At 66.7% G+C, this 16,690-nt stretch carries 13 protein-coding genes; all 13 read left to right on the top strand.

Annotated features, from left to right (window positions below; all coding sequences use genetic code 11):
- Positions 1 to 29 precede the first annotated feature (29 nt).
- Positions 30 to 1,433, top strand: coding sequence for an NAD(P)/FAD-dependent oxidoreductase (locus KV110_RS28205; RefSeq protein ID WP_218470264.1), 1,404 nt, complete (start codon positions 30 to 32; stop codon positions 1,431 to 1,433).
- A gap of 11 nt (positions 1,434 to 1,444) precedes the next feature.
- The gene (locus tag KV110_RS28200; protein ID WP_218470263.1) at positions 1,445 to 2,263 is read left to right on the top strand and encodes a 2-amino-3,7-dideoxy-D-threo-hept-6-ulosonate synthase; all 819 of its coding nucleotides are present in this window, start codon (positions 1,445 to 1,447) and stop codon (positions 2,261 to 2,263) included.
- Between the two features lie 42 nt (positions 2,264 to 2,305).
- Positions 2,306 to 3,412, top strand: a complete 1,107-nt coding sequence (griH, locus tag KV110_RS28195) for a 3-amino-4-hydroxybenzoic acid synthase (RefSeq protein WP_218470262.1) — start codon at positions 2,306 to 2,308, stop codon at positions 3,410 to 3,412.
- Positions 3,413 to 3,422: 10 nt separating this feature from the next.
- Positions 3,423 to 4,187 (top strand): amidohydrolase family protein, encoded by a 765-nt coding sequence (locus KV110_RS28190; protein ID WP_218470261.1) that lies wholly within the window; start codon positions 3,423 to 3,425, stop codon positions 4,185 to 4,187.
- Complete coding sequence (locus KV110_RS28185) at positions 4,184 to 5,482, top strand: AMP-binding protein (protein ID WP_218470260.1); 1,299 nt, start codon at positions 4,184 to 4,186, stop codon at positions 5,480 to 5,482. The genes KV110_RS28190 and KV110_RS28185 overlap by 4 nt, the downstream gene beginning before the upstream one ends.
- Positions 5,482 to 7,140 (top strand): FAD-dependent oxidoreductase, encoded by a 1,659-nt coding sequence (locus tag KV110_RS28180; RefSeq protein WP_218470259.1) that lies wholly within the window; start codon positions 5,482 to 5,484, stop codon positions 7,138 to 7,140. Before KV110_RS28185 ends, KV110_RS28180 begins: the two co-directional genes overlap by 1 nt.
- Complete coding sequence (locus KV110_RS28175) at positions 7,137 to 7,946, top strand: arylamine N-acetyltransferase family protein (RefSeq protein ID WP_218470258.1); 810 nt, start codon at positions 7,137 to 7,139, stop codon at positions 7,944 to 7,946. Before KV110_RS28180 ends, KV110_RS28175 begins: the two co-directional genes overlap by 4 nt.
- Positions 7,947 to 7,953: 7 nt before the next feature.
- On the top strand, positions 7,954 to 9,327 hold the full coding sequence (locus KV110_RS28170; RefSeq protein WP_218470257.1) for a cation:proton antiporter domain-containing protein: 1,374 nt from the start codon (positions 7,954 to 7,956) through the stop codon (positions 9,325 to 9,327).
- Positions 9,328 to 9,395: 68 nt separating this feature from the next.
- On the top strand, positions 9,396 to 10,643 hold the full coding sequence (locus KV110_RS28165) for an MFS transporter (RefSeq protein WP_218470256.1): 1,248 nt from the start codon (positions 9,396 to 9,398) through the stop codon (positions 10,641 to 10,643).
- 26 nt (positions 10,644 to 10,669) lie between these two features.
- Positions 10,670 to 11,041 (top strand): MerR family transcriptional regulator, encoded by a 372-nt coding sequence (locus KV110_RS28160; protein WP_218470255.1) that lies wholly within the window; start codon positions 10,670 to 10,672, stop codon positions 11,039 to 11,041.
- A 166-nt stretch (positions 11,042 to 11,207) separates the two neighbouring features.
- Positions 11,208 to 12,491 (top strand): aspartate kinase, encoded by a 1,284-nt coding sequence (locus tag KV110_RS28155; protein WP_218470254.1) that lies wholly within the window; start codon positions 11,208 to 11,210, stop codon positions 12,489 to 12,491.
- Complete coding sequence (locus KV110_RS28150) at positions 12,488 to 13,543, top strand: NAD(P)-dependent alcohol dehydrogenase (protein ID WP_218470253.1); 1,056 nt, start codon at positions 12,488 to 12,490, stop codon at positions 13,541 to 13,543. The genes KV110_RS28155 and KV110_RS28150 overlap by 4 nt, the downstream gene beginning before the upstream one ends.
- An 875-nt stretch (positions 13,544 to 14,418) precedes the next feature.
- A complete protein-coding gene (locus KV110_RS28145; protein ID WP_218470252.1) occupies positions 14,419 to 16,671 on the top strand; it encodes a SulP family inorganic anion transporter in 2,253 nt (750 codons plus the stop codon).
- Positions 16,672 to 16,690 lie beyond the last annotated feature (19 nt).

Below are 16,690 nucleotides of genomic sequence, written 5' to 3'. Positions count from 1 at the left end.
GGTGTCAAACCGATTCATGAGGAGTCACAGTGCACGAAGCCGTTCAGATTCTGGTGGTCGGAGGCGGACCGGCGGGCTCGACGACCGCGACCCTGCTCGCCCGTGCGGGCTTTTCCGTCACACTGCTGGAGCGGGAGACCTTCCCCCGCTACCACATAGGCGAATCCCTGCTGCCCTCTTGCCTGCCCATCCTCGACCTCATGGGCGCCAGAGAGAAGATCGAGGCGCATGGGTTCCAGCGCAAGGGCGGCGCGTATTTCGAGTGGGGCACGGAGAAGTGGGACCTTCGCTTCAACGATCTCGACGACACCACCTACAGCTGGCAGGTGATCCGCTCGGAGTTCGATCACCTGCTACTCGAACACGCCAAGTCACAGGGTGTCGACGTGCGGGAGGGCGTCTCGGTCAAGGAGATCGTCTTCGACGGTGACCGGGCGGTACGTGCGGTGTGGGAGCGCTCCGATCGCAATGGCGGCGGTGAGATCTCCTTCGACTTCCTGGTCGACGCCTCTGGTCGTGCCGGGTTGATGGCCACCAAGCACCTGGGCAGCCGCCGGTTCCACGACGTGTTCAAAAACGTTGGCGTCTGGGGCTATTGGCAGGGGACCAAGGAACTGGAGCCGGGACCAGACGGGGCCATCGCGGTGTGCTCGATCCCGCAGGGCTGGTTGTGGGCGATCCCGCTGCACGACGAGACAGTGAGCATCGGCGTGGTCACCAGCAAGGCGCACTTGCGCGAAAAGCAGGCCGAGCGCGCCGATCTCGAGGAGATCTATCTGACGAAGATCGCGGAAAGCCCGCTGATCGCCGATCTGATCGACGGCGCGCGGTTGGTCTCCGAGGTCAAGGCAGAAAGCGACTACTCCTACGTCACGGAGGCTTTCGCCGGGCCCGGCTACGCCCTCGTCGGCGACGCGGCCTGCTTCCTGGATCCGCTGCTGTCCACCGGTGTGCACCTGGCGACCTACAGCGGACTGCTCGCGGCCGCCAGCATCACCTCCGTGCTGCGGGACGGGGTGGCGGAGGAGCATGCGCTGCGGTTCTACGCCAAGGCGTACGAGAAGGCCTACGAGCGGCTGCTGGTTCTGGTCTCGGTGTTCTACCAGAGCTATCGCGGCCGCGACGAACACTTCTTCGAGGCGCAGAAGCTGACTTCGCGGGAGAAGCGCCGGCTCAACCTGCATGAGGCATTCCTCCACATCGTCACCGGTATCGAGGATCTGGCCGATGCCAAAGAGAAGGCGTACGAGGTGGTCGCCGACCGGCTGGCCGGCCCCAACGCCCCGACCAACAACCCGCTCGCCAACCACAACGCCTCCATGGAGCAGATGCCCGACTCGCCCAGCCGTGCGCTGGCGGGCCTGTACCTGGAGACCGAACCGAAGCTGACGCTCCGGAGGGCAGACGACGCCGCAGTGCAGACCGGGAAATGAGGGGACATCGCATGCGACGCTATCTATCGTCCGCCCGCGAGCTGCGGCTGCGGCGGCTGCATCGACACCACGACCAGCGGCTGATGATCGTGCCCCTGGATCACTCGGTGACCGACGGGCCGGTGACCGGTGGCAATCGGGTCGACGGTCTGGTCGGCAAGTTGTCCGGTGCTCACGTGGACGCGGTTGTGCTGCACAAGGGTGCGCTGCGCTATGTGGACCCGCGCTGGTTCACGACGATCTCGCTGATCGTGCACATGAGCGCGAGCACGGTGCACGCACCGGACCCCAATGCGAAATACCTTGTCGCCCAAGTAGAGGAGGCACTGCGGCTGGGCGCCGACGCGGTCAGCGTGCACGTGAACCTCGGCTCCGAACAGGAGCGGCAGCAGGTCGCCGACCTGGCCCTGGTCGCCGACGCGTGCGACCGCTGGAACATGCCGCTGATGGCGATGATGTACCCGCGCGGCCCGAAGATCAGCGACCCGCGCGACCCGGGGCTGATCGCACACGCCGTGACGCTTGCGGCGGATCTCGGCGCCGACATCGTCAAGACCATGTACACCGGCGACGTACAGACCATGGCTGAGATCGCGAGCAATTCACCGGTGCCGTTGGTCGTGGTCGGCGGCCCCCGACAGGACGACCTGGCTGCGGTGCTGGCCTATGTGGAACAGATCCTGCGGGCCGGGGCGGCCGGAGTTGCCATGGGTCGCAACATCTTTCAAGCGGCGGATCCGGCCGCCGCGGCTCGTGCCGTCGCCGATCTGGTGCACCAGTTCGGTCCCGACCACGCGAGCTTCGACGAGTTCGCCGCTTCGCTCGGCTGATCACCCACAAACCCCTTGCCGCAAAACATTTGGAGAAATGACATGAAGCTCAGCTGGCTCGACATCCGTTCGCTCGGCGAGATCAAGGCCGCGGTGATCCAGGAAGCCCTGCACCACCGCATCGACGGCATCGTCGCCGACGACGCCGCCGACCTGGCCGACCTGCCCCCGACGGTGACGAAAATCCTGTTCCCACAACACAAGCAGTTGCCCGAGGACTTCGGCAACGCCACCGTGGTCGTCATCGACCCCGCGGCGCACGGTGTGACGACGGCGGAACTGGCACTGAAGCATCCGCACATCGAGTTCGGCCGCTTCGTGGAGATCGTGGACGCGGCCACGCTGGAGGACGCGTGTCAGTCCGCGCGCGCGGAGGAGTGGAGCTTGCTGCTGTTCCGTGATCCAACCAAGATCCCGTTGGAGATCGTGATCGCGGCCGCCGCGCGGTCCACTGGCAGCCTGATCACCGTCGCGCAGGATGTGGAAGAGGCCGAGATCATCTTCGGTGTTCTCGAGCACGGTTCGGATGGGGTGATGATGGCCCCCGAGACCGTCGGCGACGCTGCCCGGCTCAAGTCGGCCGTGCAGACCACCACGCCGAATCTGGATTTGGTCGAGCTGGAAGTCGTGTCGACCGCTCACATCGGCATGGGCGAGCGTGCCTGCGTGGACACCTGCACGCACTTTCGCGAGGACGAAGGCATCCTGGTCGGATCGCACTCCAAGGGAATGATCCTGTGCGTCAGCGAGACCCACCCGCTGCCGTACATGCCGACCAGGCCGTTCCGGGTGAATGCGGGCGCGATCCATTCCTACACGCTGTCCAAGGATGAGCGCACCAACTACCTCAGCGAGTTACGTTCGGGCAGCAAGGTTTTGGCGGTGGACATCAAGGGCCAGACCAGAATGGTCACCGTCGGCCGGGTGAAAATCGAGTCGCGGCCGCTGATTTCCATCGATGCCGAGGCGCCCAACGGGCAGCAGGTCAACCTGATCCTGCAGGACGACTGGCACGTGCGGGTGCTCGGCCCGGGCGGGGCGGTGCTCAACAGCACCGAACTCCGCCCTGGTGACAAAGTGCTGGGCTACCTGCCCAGCGAGGACCGTCACGTCGGTTACCCGATCGATGAATTCTGCCTGGAGAAGTGAGCCCGGGACCATGACACCGCGTCAGCGCGTATTCGACGCCCACGCGCACCTGGCTCCCGGCCCGGAGGCTGTTGCTCGGCTCATCGAGACGATGGACCGGTGCCGGATCGACCGCGCCGTCGTCGTTGCCGGCGGCGCGATCACCCCCGACCAGCTGTCTCGGCAGCTCATCGAGGGTGGCTACGTGGCGACCGATGCCGACAACGACGCGGTGCTGGCCGGCTGCGACCGGTCCGGCGGGCGACTGGTGCCGTTCTTCTTCGCCAATCCGCATCGCGGCGGTGCGGACTACCGCGCACACGGTCGACACTTCCGTGGGCTGAAACTCGCGCCCTCCGTGCACGGAGTCGGCCTGCTCGACGAGCGCACGATCGCGCTGGTCGAGCAGGCCGAGGGGTTCGGCCACGGCGTCTACCTGCACTGTGTGCAGCGGCCGGGCTTCGGGGTCGCCGCCCTCGTCACCCTGGCGGAACGGTTCCCGGCTGTCGAATTCGTCCTCGGCCACGCGGGTGTCGGCGATCTCGATCTGTACGGCATCGACTTGATCAAGCCGCGGCCCAACGTGGTCTTCGAGACCTCGGGCGGCTTCACGTTCGTGGTCAAAACCGCACTCGACCGACTCGGTGCCGACCGGGTTCTGTTCGGAACCGAGTACCCGCTGCAACACCCCGATGTCGAGCTCGCCAAGTACCGGGTGCTCGACCTGTCCGAGGACGACTGGCGACGGGTGGCCTGGCAGAACACCTGCCGACTGACAGGAGAGACCGACGGATGAACGAAACATCGCCCGCGCTGCCACAACTGGGGCAGTGGGGATCGCTGGACGAGCTGTATCAACTCCAGGACAAGCGCCTTCCTGAGGCACTCGAAATGGCCCGTCGCTCGCCGTTCTACGGCACCGGGCCGGATCCGGCCGACCTTTCCGCGATGCCGTTGACCACCAAACAGCATCTGCGCGAGAGCTATCCGTGGGGCATGCTGGCCGTCGACAAACGGGAGCTCGCGACCTACCACGAATCGAGTGGGACCTCCGGTGAGCCGACACCGTCGTACTTCACCGAACGGGACTGGCACGACGTCATCGATCGCTTCGCGCGCAGCGCCATCGGACTGCGGCCGTCGGACACCGTCATGGTGCGCACGCCCTACTCGATGCTGACTACCGCGCACCAAGCCCATCAGGCCGCGCGGCTGTGCGGGGCCACGGTGGTGCCTGCGGACAATCGCTCGCTGGTCATGCCGTATTCGCGAGTGATCCGTGCGCTGCGCGACCTGTCGATCTCGGTCGCCTGGTGCCTGCCGAGCGAGTGCCTGCTATGGGCCGCGGCCGCGCGAGCAGCAGGGTTGCGCCCGGAACAGGACTTTCCGGCGCTGCGGGGATTTCTACTCGCCGGTGAGCCGTTGACACCGGCGCGACGGTCCCGGATACAGCAACTGTGGGGCGGGACCCCCGTCCTTCAGGACTACGGTTCCACCGAGACCGGCAGCCTCGCGGGGGAGTGTTCGGCCGGGCGGCTGCACCTGTGGGCAGATCGGTTTCTGGCCGAGGTGTACGACCCGGAAACCGGTGTCAGCGCGCGGGAGGGGCGCGGGCGGCTGGTGATCACCACCCTCTACCGCGCGGCGATGCCGTTGGTGCGCTACGACCTCGAAGACACGGTCGTCATCACGGCCGAGGACTGCCCCTGCGGATGGCAGCTGCCCACCATCCAGGTGCTGGGCCGCTCGGCCGCGGGATATCCGATAGGCGACGTCCGGATCGCGCAGCATGACGTCGAACAGCTCGTCTTCGGCCTACCTGTCGAACGGAACGTGCTGTTCTGGCGCGGACGCGCCACCTCCGCACGCCTCGAGCTCGAGATCGAGGTCCCGGACGACCAGCGAGCCGCGGCGTGTGCCGAACTGACCGCCGAGGTCCAGGCGCACCACGGTGTCGACTGCACGGTGACCGGGGTATCGACCGGCACGCTCGTCCCGCCGCAGACGCTGGCCTCGGCCACCGAGTTCGTCAAACCGAAGAACCTCTTCGCGGCGGACGAGGACTGGAGCCGGGCGGTGATCTACTACTGATGGCAGGCGAACTGAGGCGCGCGATGCGTGCGGTGCCGACCGGAGTCGCGCTGCTCACCTGCGATGCGGCCGCCATGGTCGTGAACTCGGTCTTCTCGGCGTCCCTCGACCCGGCGCTGATGGTGGTGAGCGTGCACAACAATGCGCGCATCCTCCCATCGCTGATGGCTCAGGGGCGGTTCGCGGTGAACTTTTTGACGGCCGACCAGCAATGGATCGTCGAGCTGTTCGCGACCGCACATCGTCCCGACGGTCCGGACATCGTGCATCTGCTCGGTGGCGTGCGCGGAGTGGGCGGCGTGCCGCTCGTCGCGGATGCGCTGTCCACCATCGAGTGTCAGCTCGACACCGTGTATCCCGCCGGCGATCACAGCCTGCTGGTGGGTCGCGTCGTCGCCGCGCATCCCGGCGACTCGGCTGTCCCGCCACTGGTGTTCCACCGTGGCGGCTTCCTGGCCGGCGCCCTTTTCGAATCACCCAGGAGTGTCACCTTGTCTTCGTCACCAATGACCACGGATGTCTGCGTGATCGGCGGCGGGCCCGCGGGCCTGCTCCTCGCCCTGCTCCTCGCGCGGCGGGGGCACGACACGCTCGTTCTGGAGAAGCGCGAACAACTGCGGGGTGGGCCGCCGTTGGCGCCGTTGCTCCAGCCACCGACGCTGCAGATCCTCGCCCGACTCGGGCTGCTCGAGAAACTGCTCGCCGAGGGTCAGCAGGTCCTGGGCATGTCCGAGCACGGTTCGGACGGATCTATCACAGGTTGGAAGTACGACGATGTCCCGGAGTGCGCGTTTCCGTTCGCACTCAGCGTGCCCCTCGCGGTGCTGAACGGCGTTCTGATGGACGCGGTGGCCGAGCAGCCGCGGATTCGTACTCGCGGCGGCGTCACCGTGACGGGCTTGACCGACAACGGTGGCGGCTACGGCATCCAGACCGAGGAGTTCGGGGTCGACTGCCACTATGTGGTCGCTTCGGATGGAAAGTTCTCCTCGATCCGGGAGATGGCCGGCATCGAAGCCGAGGTGTTCGAGTTCGATCGGCCGCTGCTGCAGTTGCTCGCGCCACGTCCAGCGGGTTCGCCCGCGGAGATGATCGTCCACCGGCGGCCGGGGGCGAATGCGTGGACCGTGCCGATCGCGGGCGACGAGCAGGTAGTCCTGTGGCTCGGGACAGCTGAGGAGGCCGAGGGGCATGGCGTCGGTGACGTCGGCCGGCTCACCGGCCGACTGGTGGCCGCAGTACCCGCCCTCGCCGATGTGCTCGGCGGGGTCACGAGCTGGGATCAGGTCACCGTGGTCCGGCACCACGTGACGCAACCCCGGATCTGGTATCGGGAGAATCTGGTGCTGCTTGGCGACAGCGCACACGGCATGCATTCCCTCGGCGGTCAGGGGCTCAACATGTCGCTGCAGGACGCCGTGCTGCTCGGCGAGGTGATGGATCAGGCACTGGCACAAGGTGATCGGGCGCGTATCGCCGAGTATCAGACCCTGCGCAAGCCGTTCGTCGAGAGCTTTCAGCGCTTTCAAATGAGCCTGCCCGCGCTGTCGACCCACCCCCGGGCACAACAGGAGCCGGGTCCGTCGCTGGTGGATGTCATGGCGCTCGGCCAACAGGAACTCCGGCCGCTGTATGCGCAACTCCAGGTGGACCGATGACCGCGACGCAGGCGTACCTGCGGCGCATCGGCTGCTCGGAAACCGTTGGGCTGCCGGAATTGCAGCGACGACATTTGATGGCGGTGCCGTTCGAGAATCTCGACATCCTTCGCGGCAGCCCGCTCGGCACCGCTGACGACGTGATCCGGGACAAGATCGTCGATCGGTCGCGCGGCGGCCTGTGCTTCGAGCTCAACCGTTCCTTCGGCCAGCTGCTCGGCGAACTGGGCTTCGCGGTCACCCTGATCGCCGCCGAGGTGGCCTATCGCGACGGGTTCGTCGAGGGTGTCGATCACCCGCTGTTGTTGGTCGAGGCCGACTCGCTGACGTGGTTGGTCGACGTCGGCTTCGGCGGATTCTCCTACCTGGAACCGTTGCGGTGGGACAGCACGCAACCGCAAAGCCTTTCCGGTGTCACCTATCGGATCCAGCTCGCGGGTGCGCACCGTGTCGTGCTGCGCGCGGAGGCCGACGGCGCGGAGGTGCCGATGTTCCGCACCGCGTTGTGGCCGGTACCGCGCTCGTGGCGGGACTTCGACAGTGTCCGTGAGTTCCACGAGTCCTCGCCGGACTCGCCGTTCACCCGCAAGCTGATCTGCTCCAAAGCCACCGCGACCGGCCAGGTGTTGCTGACCGGGCGGCGGCTCGCGGTGATCGCCGATGGCAAGCGCACCGAGACCGACCTCGATCCCGGTGGACCGGTGTTCGGCGCCGCACTGGCGTGGATTCTGCACGGCGACGGCCAGATCGCGCCGGCCTTGGAGCTCGGGCTGGCCCGGCAGTCGACGCCGTCGATCCTGGACTAGGTCGGCCATGACACAACTCGCACACCGATCCGACTCCCGGAGCTGGGCCAGGGCGGCGGCGAGCTACCTGGGCCTCGTCATTGTTCCGATTGCGCTCGCGGCCATCGCCTTCCAGGTGTGGGGCGCATCCGGCTCGCACGACCCGTTGCCGGTCGACTCCACGGTGACCGACACCCATCGGCTGTATCGGCTGTTGCTGGCCGCGGCGGTGATCGTGTTACTTGCGCACGCGTTGGGGGCGGTGGCGGCGAGTCTGGGCCAGCCGAAAGTGATCGGCGAGATGGTGGCCGGAATTCTGTTGGGGCCGACCGTGTTCGGCGCGGCCGCACCGTACGCGCAGCAGTGGCTGTTCCCCGCGGTGATCGTGCCGTCGCTGGACGTGCTGGCACAGTTCGGCGTCATCTTCTTCATGTTCCTGGTCGGTCTGGAACTTCCGCTGGATTCGCTGCGGCACAGCAGCAGATCCGCGGTGGTCATCGGGCACGCCGGGATCGCCATTCCGTTCCTGTCCGGCGCCGTGCTGGGCCTTACCCTGCTCGAGCCCTATCGGCCCGCGACCGTCGACGCGGTGCCGTTCGTGTTGTTCTGCGGGTTGGCGTTGAGTATCACGGCCTTTCCGGTCTTGGCCAGGATTCTCACCGAACGAGATCTGCAGCGTACACGCGTCGGCGCGCTCGGATTGGCTTGCGCCGGTGTCGGCGACATCACCGCGTGGTGCTTGCTGACATTGGTGATCGTGCAGGTGCGCAACGGTTCGCCGACCGCGGTTGTGCGCACCGTGCTGCTGACGGTCGCCTTCGGGCTGGTGCTGGTGTTCGTAGTGCGGCCACTGCTGGCGCGGCTGCTGGGAAAGGCCAGGGCGGGAAGTGTGGCGTCCATGGTGCTGCTGGTCGGCATCCTGGTATCGGCTCTGGGCACGGAGTGGATCGGCGTGCACGCGATCTTCGGCGCGTTCTTGGCCGGTGCGGTGATGCCGAGATCGTCACCCGTGGTTCGCGGTTTCGCCGATCGACTCGAGGGACTGACGATGTGGCTGATGCTGCCGCTGTTCTTCGCCACCGTCGGACTGAAGACCTCGTTGGGCGGGGTGAGTGATTCCGGTGCGTGGCTCTTGTGTCTGGTGCTGGTCGTCGTGGCGATGGCGAGCAAGGTGCTCAGCACCGTCGGCGCCGGGCGGTTGCTCGGCATCGAGCGGCGCGAATCCTGGATTCTCGGCGTGCTGATGAACTGTCGTGGCCTCACCGAGTTGGTGGTGCTCGATATCGGGCTGTCACTGGGTCTGATCGGACCCGAGCTGTTCGGGCTGCTGGTGCTGATGGCGCTGGTCACCACCGGCGTGACCGGTCCGCTGCTGAGCAGGCTGGGCGCGGTGGCCAAATGAGTTGGCGCCGTGGTGAATCGAGCAAAGGGTTGACTTTGACGCCAGCGTCAAGGTTCTACCTTCGCTGCATGACCTCTTCCACCAAGTCGGCCGTCGCCGACCGCACGCTCCCGCCGTGGCTGCTCTGTCTGCTGCTGCTCACCTTCGTTATCGGCACCGACGACTTCGTCATCGCGGGCGTGTTGCGGGAGATCGGGACGGACCTCGATGTCTCCGCCGCTGCCGCCGGTCAGCTGATCACCGTGTTCTCGGTGACCTACGCGGTCGCCGCACCGGTGATGGCCGTACTCACCGCCCGACTGCCACGACGGGCGGTGATGATCACCGGAATGCTGCTGTTCGCGTTGATGAACGTCGGGGCGGCGCTCGCGCCCAACTATCCGGTGCTGATGATCTTCCGGGTGCTCGCCGCGATCACCGCGTCGATGATGACTCCGGCGGCGTTCTCCACCGCCGCGGCGCTGGCGCCACCTGCCAAGATCGGCCGCTTCATGGGCACCGTGGCGACCGGCCTGACCGGCGCACTGGTTATCGGCGTTCCGGTCGGCACCTGGTTGGGCGGTGCGTTCGGCTGGCGCTCGACCATGGTGTACGTCGTCTGCCTCGCGCTGGTGGTCGCCGCCGGGCTCGCGATCTTCATGCCGAAGATGGACGCGGCCGCGCCGCTGACCCTCGGGCAGCGACTGTCTCCGTTGCGCAGGACGCCGGTCGTGGCGGGGTTGATCGCCATGGTCGTCGCCGCCGCCAGCGGCCTGATGGCGTTCGTCTACATCGGCCCGATCGCCGCCTCGTTGTCCAAGGCCGGTCCCACCGCGCTGGGTGCGCTCATCGCGGCGCTCGGCATCGCCGGTATCGCGGGAGCGATGCTGGGTGGCCGGGGAGCCGACCGATTCGGGCCCGAGAAGACGCTGATGATCGCGCTGTCCGGGCAGGTGCTGGCGACGATACTGCTGGCGGGTGCGGGCTGGCTGTGGGACGGCAGGGTTTCGATCGTGGTGGTCGGCTTGCTGTTCGCCTGCTGGGGCGTCACGGGATGGGCATTGAACTCGCCGAGCCAGATGCGACTGATGAAGGTCGCGGGTGACTCGGCCACGGAAGCCATCGCCCTCAACACCAGCGCCATGTATGTCGGCATCGCGATCGCCGGACTGGTCGGCGGCACGGCGTTGACCGCGGGCGGTGCCACCGGGGTGCTCACGGCCAGCGCGGGATTGGGTGTGCTCGGGATCGCGATCTTCGCATTGTCCTTCCGGACCGGCGGAACTCCCCGGACCGCAGACGTTTCGACAGCTAGCCTGGTCGAGGAGACGGCCTAGCCCGCGAGTGATCGACGGAGGACGCGATGCGTATTGGCGAACTTGCCCGGCGGACCGGTGCGACCACCAGGGCCCTGCGGTACTACGAGGAGCAGGGTCTGATCGAAGCCGAGCGCGGGGACAACGGTTACCGGGAATACAGTCCGGCCGAGGTGACCAAGGTCCTCAATGTACGGATGCTCCTGGCCGCGGGCCTGACCTCCGATGACATCCGGCAGATCGGTGCCTGCCTGTCCCGGAATCTCGACGGCGTACCCGCCTGCTCCGCGGTGGTCGAACTGTACGAGCGCCGACTCGCCTCCGTCGAGGAGCGCATCGACGCACTCGTCGACCTGCGCGATCGACTCCGCGCGGAGGTGAACAGCCTCACCGTCGAGGTATCCGACCACGTCGCCTGACGGCGCGGCGAACGCGACTGTCACTCTCGGGCGGGCCGCGTTGTCCCGGAACGTGTTCCGGGACAACGCGGCCCGCCCGAGAGTGCGGATCCGACCGCCTCGAACGATTCGACGCGCAATACCTTCGCGAGACGGCAACGATATGCGCCATCCGCAGGCTGATCTCATGACCCTGACAGGTGACGGGATCGGATCCGATGTGCTGGTACAGAAATACGGCGGCAGTTCGCTCGCCACCACCGACAAGGTGCGCAGCGTCGCGGATCGCATAGCCACCGCACATCGGACCGGGCACCGGATCGTCGTGGTGGTCTCCGCGCAGGGCGAGACGACCGACGAACTGCAGCGGCTGGCGTCCGAACTGAATCCCGCCCCGTCGGGACGCGAACTCGACCAACTGCTCGCCACCGGCGAAACCGCTTCTGCCGCACTGATGGCCATGGCACTGCAGGGAATCGGCGTACCCGCGGTTGCGCTGTCCGGAATGCAGAGCGGCATGATGGCCACCGGCAAGCACGGTTCCGGGATCATCGTGGCCGTCGACACCGAGCGGATAGTCGAGCTGGCGCAGGCCGGCACCGTTGTCGTGGTGGCCGGATTCCAAGGTGTCGACGCCGCGGGAGATGTGATCACCCTCGGCCGTGGCGGCTCGGACACCACGGCCGTGGCCATTGCCGCCGAGCTGCGGACCAGTCGTTGCGAGATCTACACCGACGTCGACGGCGTCTATACCGCGGATCCGCGCGTTCTCGCCACCGCCACTCTGATGCCGACCGTCGACGCCGACGTGATGATGGAGATGTCGTTCGTCGGAGCGAGGGTAATGCATTCCCGCGCAGTCGAACTCGCGGCGATGTACGGGGTCGACATTTGCGTCCGGAACTCCTCTTCTGCCGCATTGGGCACGCTGATCCAGGGAAGAGATGGTGTGGGAATGTTCGAGTCGAAAGCCGCCGTGCTGGCGGTGGTACACGATGTGGACGTGGTCCGCGTGGTCATGCGCATCGCCGCGCGGGCGGAGGGCGAGCTGACAGCCGCGGTGTTCCGGGTGCTGGCACGGCACGCCATTCCGGCCGACGTCACCGTGCTGTCGAACGACGGCGGAGCCGGGTTCTCCGTCGGCATGACAGTCCGCCGGTCCGATGCGAACCAGGTGTGCACGGCCATAACGGAAATCGGTGTCGGCCTAGCCGACCGCGTGGAGATCGATGACAGTGTCGGCAGGCTCTCGATCGTCGGCAAGGGACTGCTGAATCGGCCCGAGTACGCGGCACGGATGTTGACCTCGCTGGCGCGGGTCGACATTCCGGCCGGCTCCATTTGTACCTCGCAGTTGCGGATCTCGGTGACGGTGCCGGTGGATACCGTGGTGCGGGCGGTAGCGGTGCTGCACAACGAGTTCGACCTTGCCTCGGGTAGTTCCATGGTCGCGCCGGGATACCGGTCATGAGATCGACGATTCCCGCCTACGCTGCGGCCGGTCCGGATGAACCCTTGCGGCGCACCATGATTCCGCTTCGTTCGGTCGGCGAGCACGACATCCTGATCGAGATCGGATATACCGGGATCTGCCACACCGACATTCATCAAGTCCGCGAGGACTGGGGGAAGTCGATCTTTCCGATGGTGCCCGGCCATGAGGTGGCCGGCATCGTCGTCGAGGTCGGCTCGGCGGTAACACAGCATGCGGTCGGCGATCGGGTCGGTGTCGGTTGCTTCGTGGATTCCTGCCGCGAATGCGCCAACTGCGTTGCGGGGCACGAACAGTACTGCCTGCGCGGCAGCCTCAGCACCTACAACGCCCTCGATCGGCACGGACGGCCGACCTTCGGTGGCTACAGCACGCACCTGGTCGCCGACGAGAACTACGTGCTGCGCATTCCTGACGGCATCGGTCTCGCCGAGGCCGCTCCACTGCTGTGCGCGGGGATAAGCATGTACTCCCCGCTCAGGCACTGGAAGGCGGGGCCTGGTAGCCGCGTGGCCGTTGTCGGTATGGGTGGGCTCGGCCACCTCGGCGTGAAGATCGGCAACGCGCTCGGGGCGGATGTCACGGTCCTGAGTCAGAGTCTGCGCAAGCGGGAGGACGGTTTCCGCCTCGGCGCCACGAGCTTCCACTCGACTGCCGATCCCGCCACATTCATCCGGCTCGCCGGCGCTTTCGACCTGATCGTGAACACCGTGTCCGCGGATCTCGACCTGGACGCCTACCTCGGCCTGCTCGCGATGGACGGCACCCTGGTGAACATCGGCGTGGCCCAGAACCCATGCACCTTCGGCACGTTCTCGTTGCTGGTCGGCCGCAAGAGTCTGGCCGGTTCGCTGATCGGTGGTATCCGGGAGACACAGGAGATGCTCGATTTTTGCGCCGCGCGCGGGCTGGGTGCCGAAGTCGAGGTCATCTCGGCGGATCGGATCAACGAGGCATTCCGCCGCCTGGTCGCGGGTGAGGTCCGTTACCGGTTCGTTGTTGATGCGGCCTCGATCGCGTCTTCGCGGTAGCGGTCGGTTCACCGCCGAACCCTTGCCTAGTGACCTGGGTCACAATACGATGACAGTTGCGCCGATTCCACTTGAAACCTTTCCAAAAGCTTTGCGAAGTCTTTACTATTAACTAGACCTTCGCGTCACGGGTCGCCGCTCACCGAGCACTACGGAGCGGCAGAGCTTCGCCCGCCGCTCGCTTTCGATGCCAGTACATGTTCGACCGATGAACCGGGCGCCCGCCGTCCCGGCGAAGGAGAAATATGTCAACCGACACCGATCCCGCACCACGGACGTCGCGCAACCCCGCATTCGCAGAACGTCTGGCTGGCCGCCGGTTATCCGCCGCTGTGGTGGATCTCCTTGTCATGCTGCCACTTTCCCTCGGCCTAGCCGTCGCCGCCGTAGCGACGTGGCTCGCGCCCACGGTCCCGATGTGGGCACCTGACCGGACGACCGGCCCATGGCGGCGAACCGGGGTCCGCGCGGACCCCATCCTGGCGGGCATCGCCGCATACCACCGCGGCCACGTCCACCGGGTGCGAGCGCAGCTGGCGGGGCATCGCCGAGTGGCCGGGATCGCGACATCTGATGATGAGGGCCGCCGTGTTGCCGCACAACCGGTTTAACCGCCGCGACGGCCCCGGCACCGTCTCGGCCCCCATGTGAGGCAGGCCATAGCACCCTGAGCACGGAGTTTACGCACAGTTAGCCCCATTCTCAGGCTTTGCTTAGTCTTTACTCATAGCCTTGCTTCGCATTACATCTCGGCCCGCTGGTGCGTCGAGACCTGCTTCACCGCGAGATGCCGGTTCGCGGTCGTGTGCCCTGCTGGACATGTTGATCGTCAACCGACCTCGGCCTTCGCGCCGAGTTCGGCGAAGGAGAAAGTCATGGCTGTCGAAAACGATTTAGCACCCCCGTTCACCCCGCCGGTACCAGCGGACACGGGCCGCGGTCCCGAGCCCATGTCCGATCGTCTGCATTCGATCCTGCGCCACGATGTGCCCGCTTCGATCGTGGTCTTCCTGGTCGCGTTGCCGCTGTCCCTCGGCATCGCCCTCGCCTCCGGCGCGCCTGTCCTCGCAGGCCTCATCGCCGCCGTGGTCGGCGGTATCGTCGCCGGCCTGCTCGGCGGCTCCATTCTTCAGGTCAGCGGCCCCGCCGCGGGCCTCACCGTGGTTGTGGCCGAGTCCATCAACCAATTCGGCTGGAAGACCACCTGTTTCATCGCAGCGGCGGCCGGTGTGCTGCAGATCCTGTTCGGGCTCAGCAAGATTGCCCGTGGCGCGCTCGCCGTCGCGCCGGTAGTCGTGCACGCGATGCTGGCCGGTATCGGTATCACCATTGCGCTGCAACAGATTCACGTGCTGCTCGGCGGTTCGTCGCACAGCTCCGCGTGGAAGAACATCACCGAACTGCCCAGTCAGCTGATGTCGCTACACGGCGGCGACGCGTTCATCGGCGCGGTGGTGATCGCGATCATGGTCGGCTGGAAGTACGCCCCTGCCAAGCTGCGCCTGATTCCCGGCCCGCTGGTCGCGGTGTTCGTCGCCACCGTGCTGTCGCTGGTGCTGCCTACCGGCGCCGAGCGAATCGTGTTGAACGGCTCACTGTTCGACGCGATCGGGCTGCCGGAGCTGCCGCGCGGTGACTGGTCGGCCGTGGTGCTGATGATCATCACCATCGCGTTGATCGCCAGTGTGGAGAGTCTGCTGTCCGCGGTGGCCGTGGACAAGATGCACTCGGGTCAGCGCACCAACTTCGACCGCGAACTCATCGGTCAGGGCTCGGCCAACGTGATCTCCGGCCTGCTCGGCGGCCTGCCCGTCACCGGCGTGATCGTGCGCAGCGCCACCAATGTCCAGGCGGGCGCGCGCAGCCGGGCCTCGGCGGTCATGCACGGCTGCTGGATTCTGCTGTTCTCGGTGGCGTTGTCCGCTGTGGTGCAACAGATTCCGAAGGCGGCGTTGGCCGGCCTGCTGATCGTGATCGGCACGCAGCTGGTGAAGATCGCGCACATCAAGCTGGCCCGGCGCACGGGTGACCTGTTCGTCTACGCCGTCACCGTGCTCGGCGTCGTGTTCCTGAATCTGCTGGAGGGCGTGCTGATCGGCCTGGCGCTGGCCTTCGGCCTGCTGCTGTGGCGAGTGGTGCGAGTGGCCATCAGCGCCAGGCAGATTCCGGGTTCGCAGCGGTGGATGATCACCATCGACGGCTCCTGCACGTTCCTCGCGCTGCCGAAGCTGTCCGCGGAGTTCGCGAAGGTGCCCGCCGACGCCGACGTCACCGTCGAGATGACCGTCGACTTCCTCGACCACGCCGCCTTCGAAGCCATCGAGGACTGGGTGCGTCAGCAGGAAAGCAGCGGCGGCAGTGTCGATTTCGTGGAGATCGGCAGTGCCCGAATGGCCCATGTGACGGCCGGGCCGCCGTCGCGCAGCTTCGGCCGGGCGGTGTGGACCGACATCCTCGGACCGTGGCGCCGCGACGAGCACGCCGACCCGATCGCGGCCGGTGTCGCCGCCTACCACCGCAGCCACGCGCACGTCGTCCGGCCGCATCTGGACGGACTGCGCGACAGCCAGGATCCGGATTCGTTCTTCCTGACCTGCGCCGACTCGCGCATCGTGCCGAACATGATCACCAACAGCGGGCCGGGCGATCTGTTCACCGTGCGCAATGTGGGCAACCTCGTTCCCGCCGTGGGCGATCCGTCGGTGGACGCCGCGCTCGTCTTCGCCCTGGAGGAACTCAACGTCCGCTCCATCGTGGTCTGCGGCCACTCGTCGTGCGGCGCGATGAAGGCCTTGCACTCGGGGGCCAAGGCCGGTCCGGAAATCGACAAGTGGCTCGCGCACGCCCGTCCGAGTCTGGACCGGGTCCACCGCGGACACCCGGTAGCGATCGCCGCGGCCGCCGCCGGCTTCGACGAGGTCGACCAGTTGAGCATGGTGAACGTGGCGGTGCAGCTGGAAAACCTGCAACGGCATCCCGCCGTGCGCGCGGCAGTCGCCGAGCGCGGCGTCACGGTGTCGGGCCTGTTCTTCGATATCGCGAGCGCGCGCGTCATCGAGATCACCGAGGACGGGCTGGCCCACATCGAGGACGAAGCGGGACATCGGGTCACACCCGAACTCGTCTGACCCAGGACTGCCGAGCCCG

The organism is Nocardia iowensis, assembly GCF_019222765.1.
In the GTDB taxonomy this organism is placed as follows: domain Bacteria; phylum Actinomycetota; class Actinomycetes; order Mycobacteriales; family Mycobacteriaceae; genus Nocardia; species Nocardia iowensis.
Note: the sequence above shows the minus strand (reverse complement) of the source record. Positions and strands in the feature narration are given on the sequence as shown.

Bases quoted from the DNA above. Each gene is read 5' to 3' on its own strand.
- KV110_RS28200 (WP_218470263.1), top strand. From the start codon at position 1,445: ATGCGACGCTATCTATCGTCCGCCCGCGAGCTGCGGCTGCGGCGGCTG.
- griH (WP_218470262.1), top strand. From the start codon at position 2,306: ATGAAGCTCAGCTGGCTCGACATCCGTTCGCTCGGCGAGATCAAGGCC.
- KV110_RS28190 (WP_218470261.1), top strand. From the start codon at position 3,423: ATGACACCGCGTCAGCGCGTATTCGACGCCCACGCGCACCTGGCTCCC.
- KV110_RS28185 (WP_218470260.1), top strand. From the start codon at position 4,184: ATGAACGAAACATCGCCCGCGCTGCCACAACTGGGGCAGTGGGGATCG.
- KV110_RS28180 (WP_218470259.1), top strand. From the start codon at position 5,482: ATGGCAGGCGAACTGAGGCGCGCGATGCGTGCGGTGCCGACCGGAGTC.
- KV110_RS28175 (WP_218470258.1), top strand. From the start codon at position 7,137: ATGACCGCGACGCAGGCGTACCTGCGGCGCATCGGCTGCTCGGAAACC.
- KV110_RS28170 (WP_218470257.1), top strand. From the start codon at position 7,954: ATGACACAACTCGCACACCGATCCGACTCCCGGAGCTGGGCCAGGGCG.
- KV110_RS28165 (WP_218470256.1), top strand. From the start codon at position 9,396: ATGACCTCTTCCACCAAGTCGGCCGTCGCCGACCGCACGCTCCCGCCG.
- KV110_RS28160 (WP_218470255.1), top strand. From the start codon at position 10,670: ATGCGTATTGGCGAACTTGCCCGGCGGACCGGTGCGACCACCAGGGCC.
- KV110_RS28155 (WP_218470254.1), top strand. From the start codon at position 11,208: ATGACCCTGACAGGTGACGGGATCGGATCCGATGTGCTGGTACAGAAA.
- KV110_RS28150 (WP_218470253.1), top strand. From the start codon at position 12,488: ATGAGATCGACGATTCCCGCCTACGCTGCGGCCGGTCCGGATGAACCC.
- KV110_RS28145 (WP_218470252.1), top strand. From the start codon at position 14,419: ATGGCTGTCGAAAACGATTTAGCACCCCCGTTCACCCCGCCGGTACCA.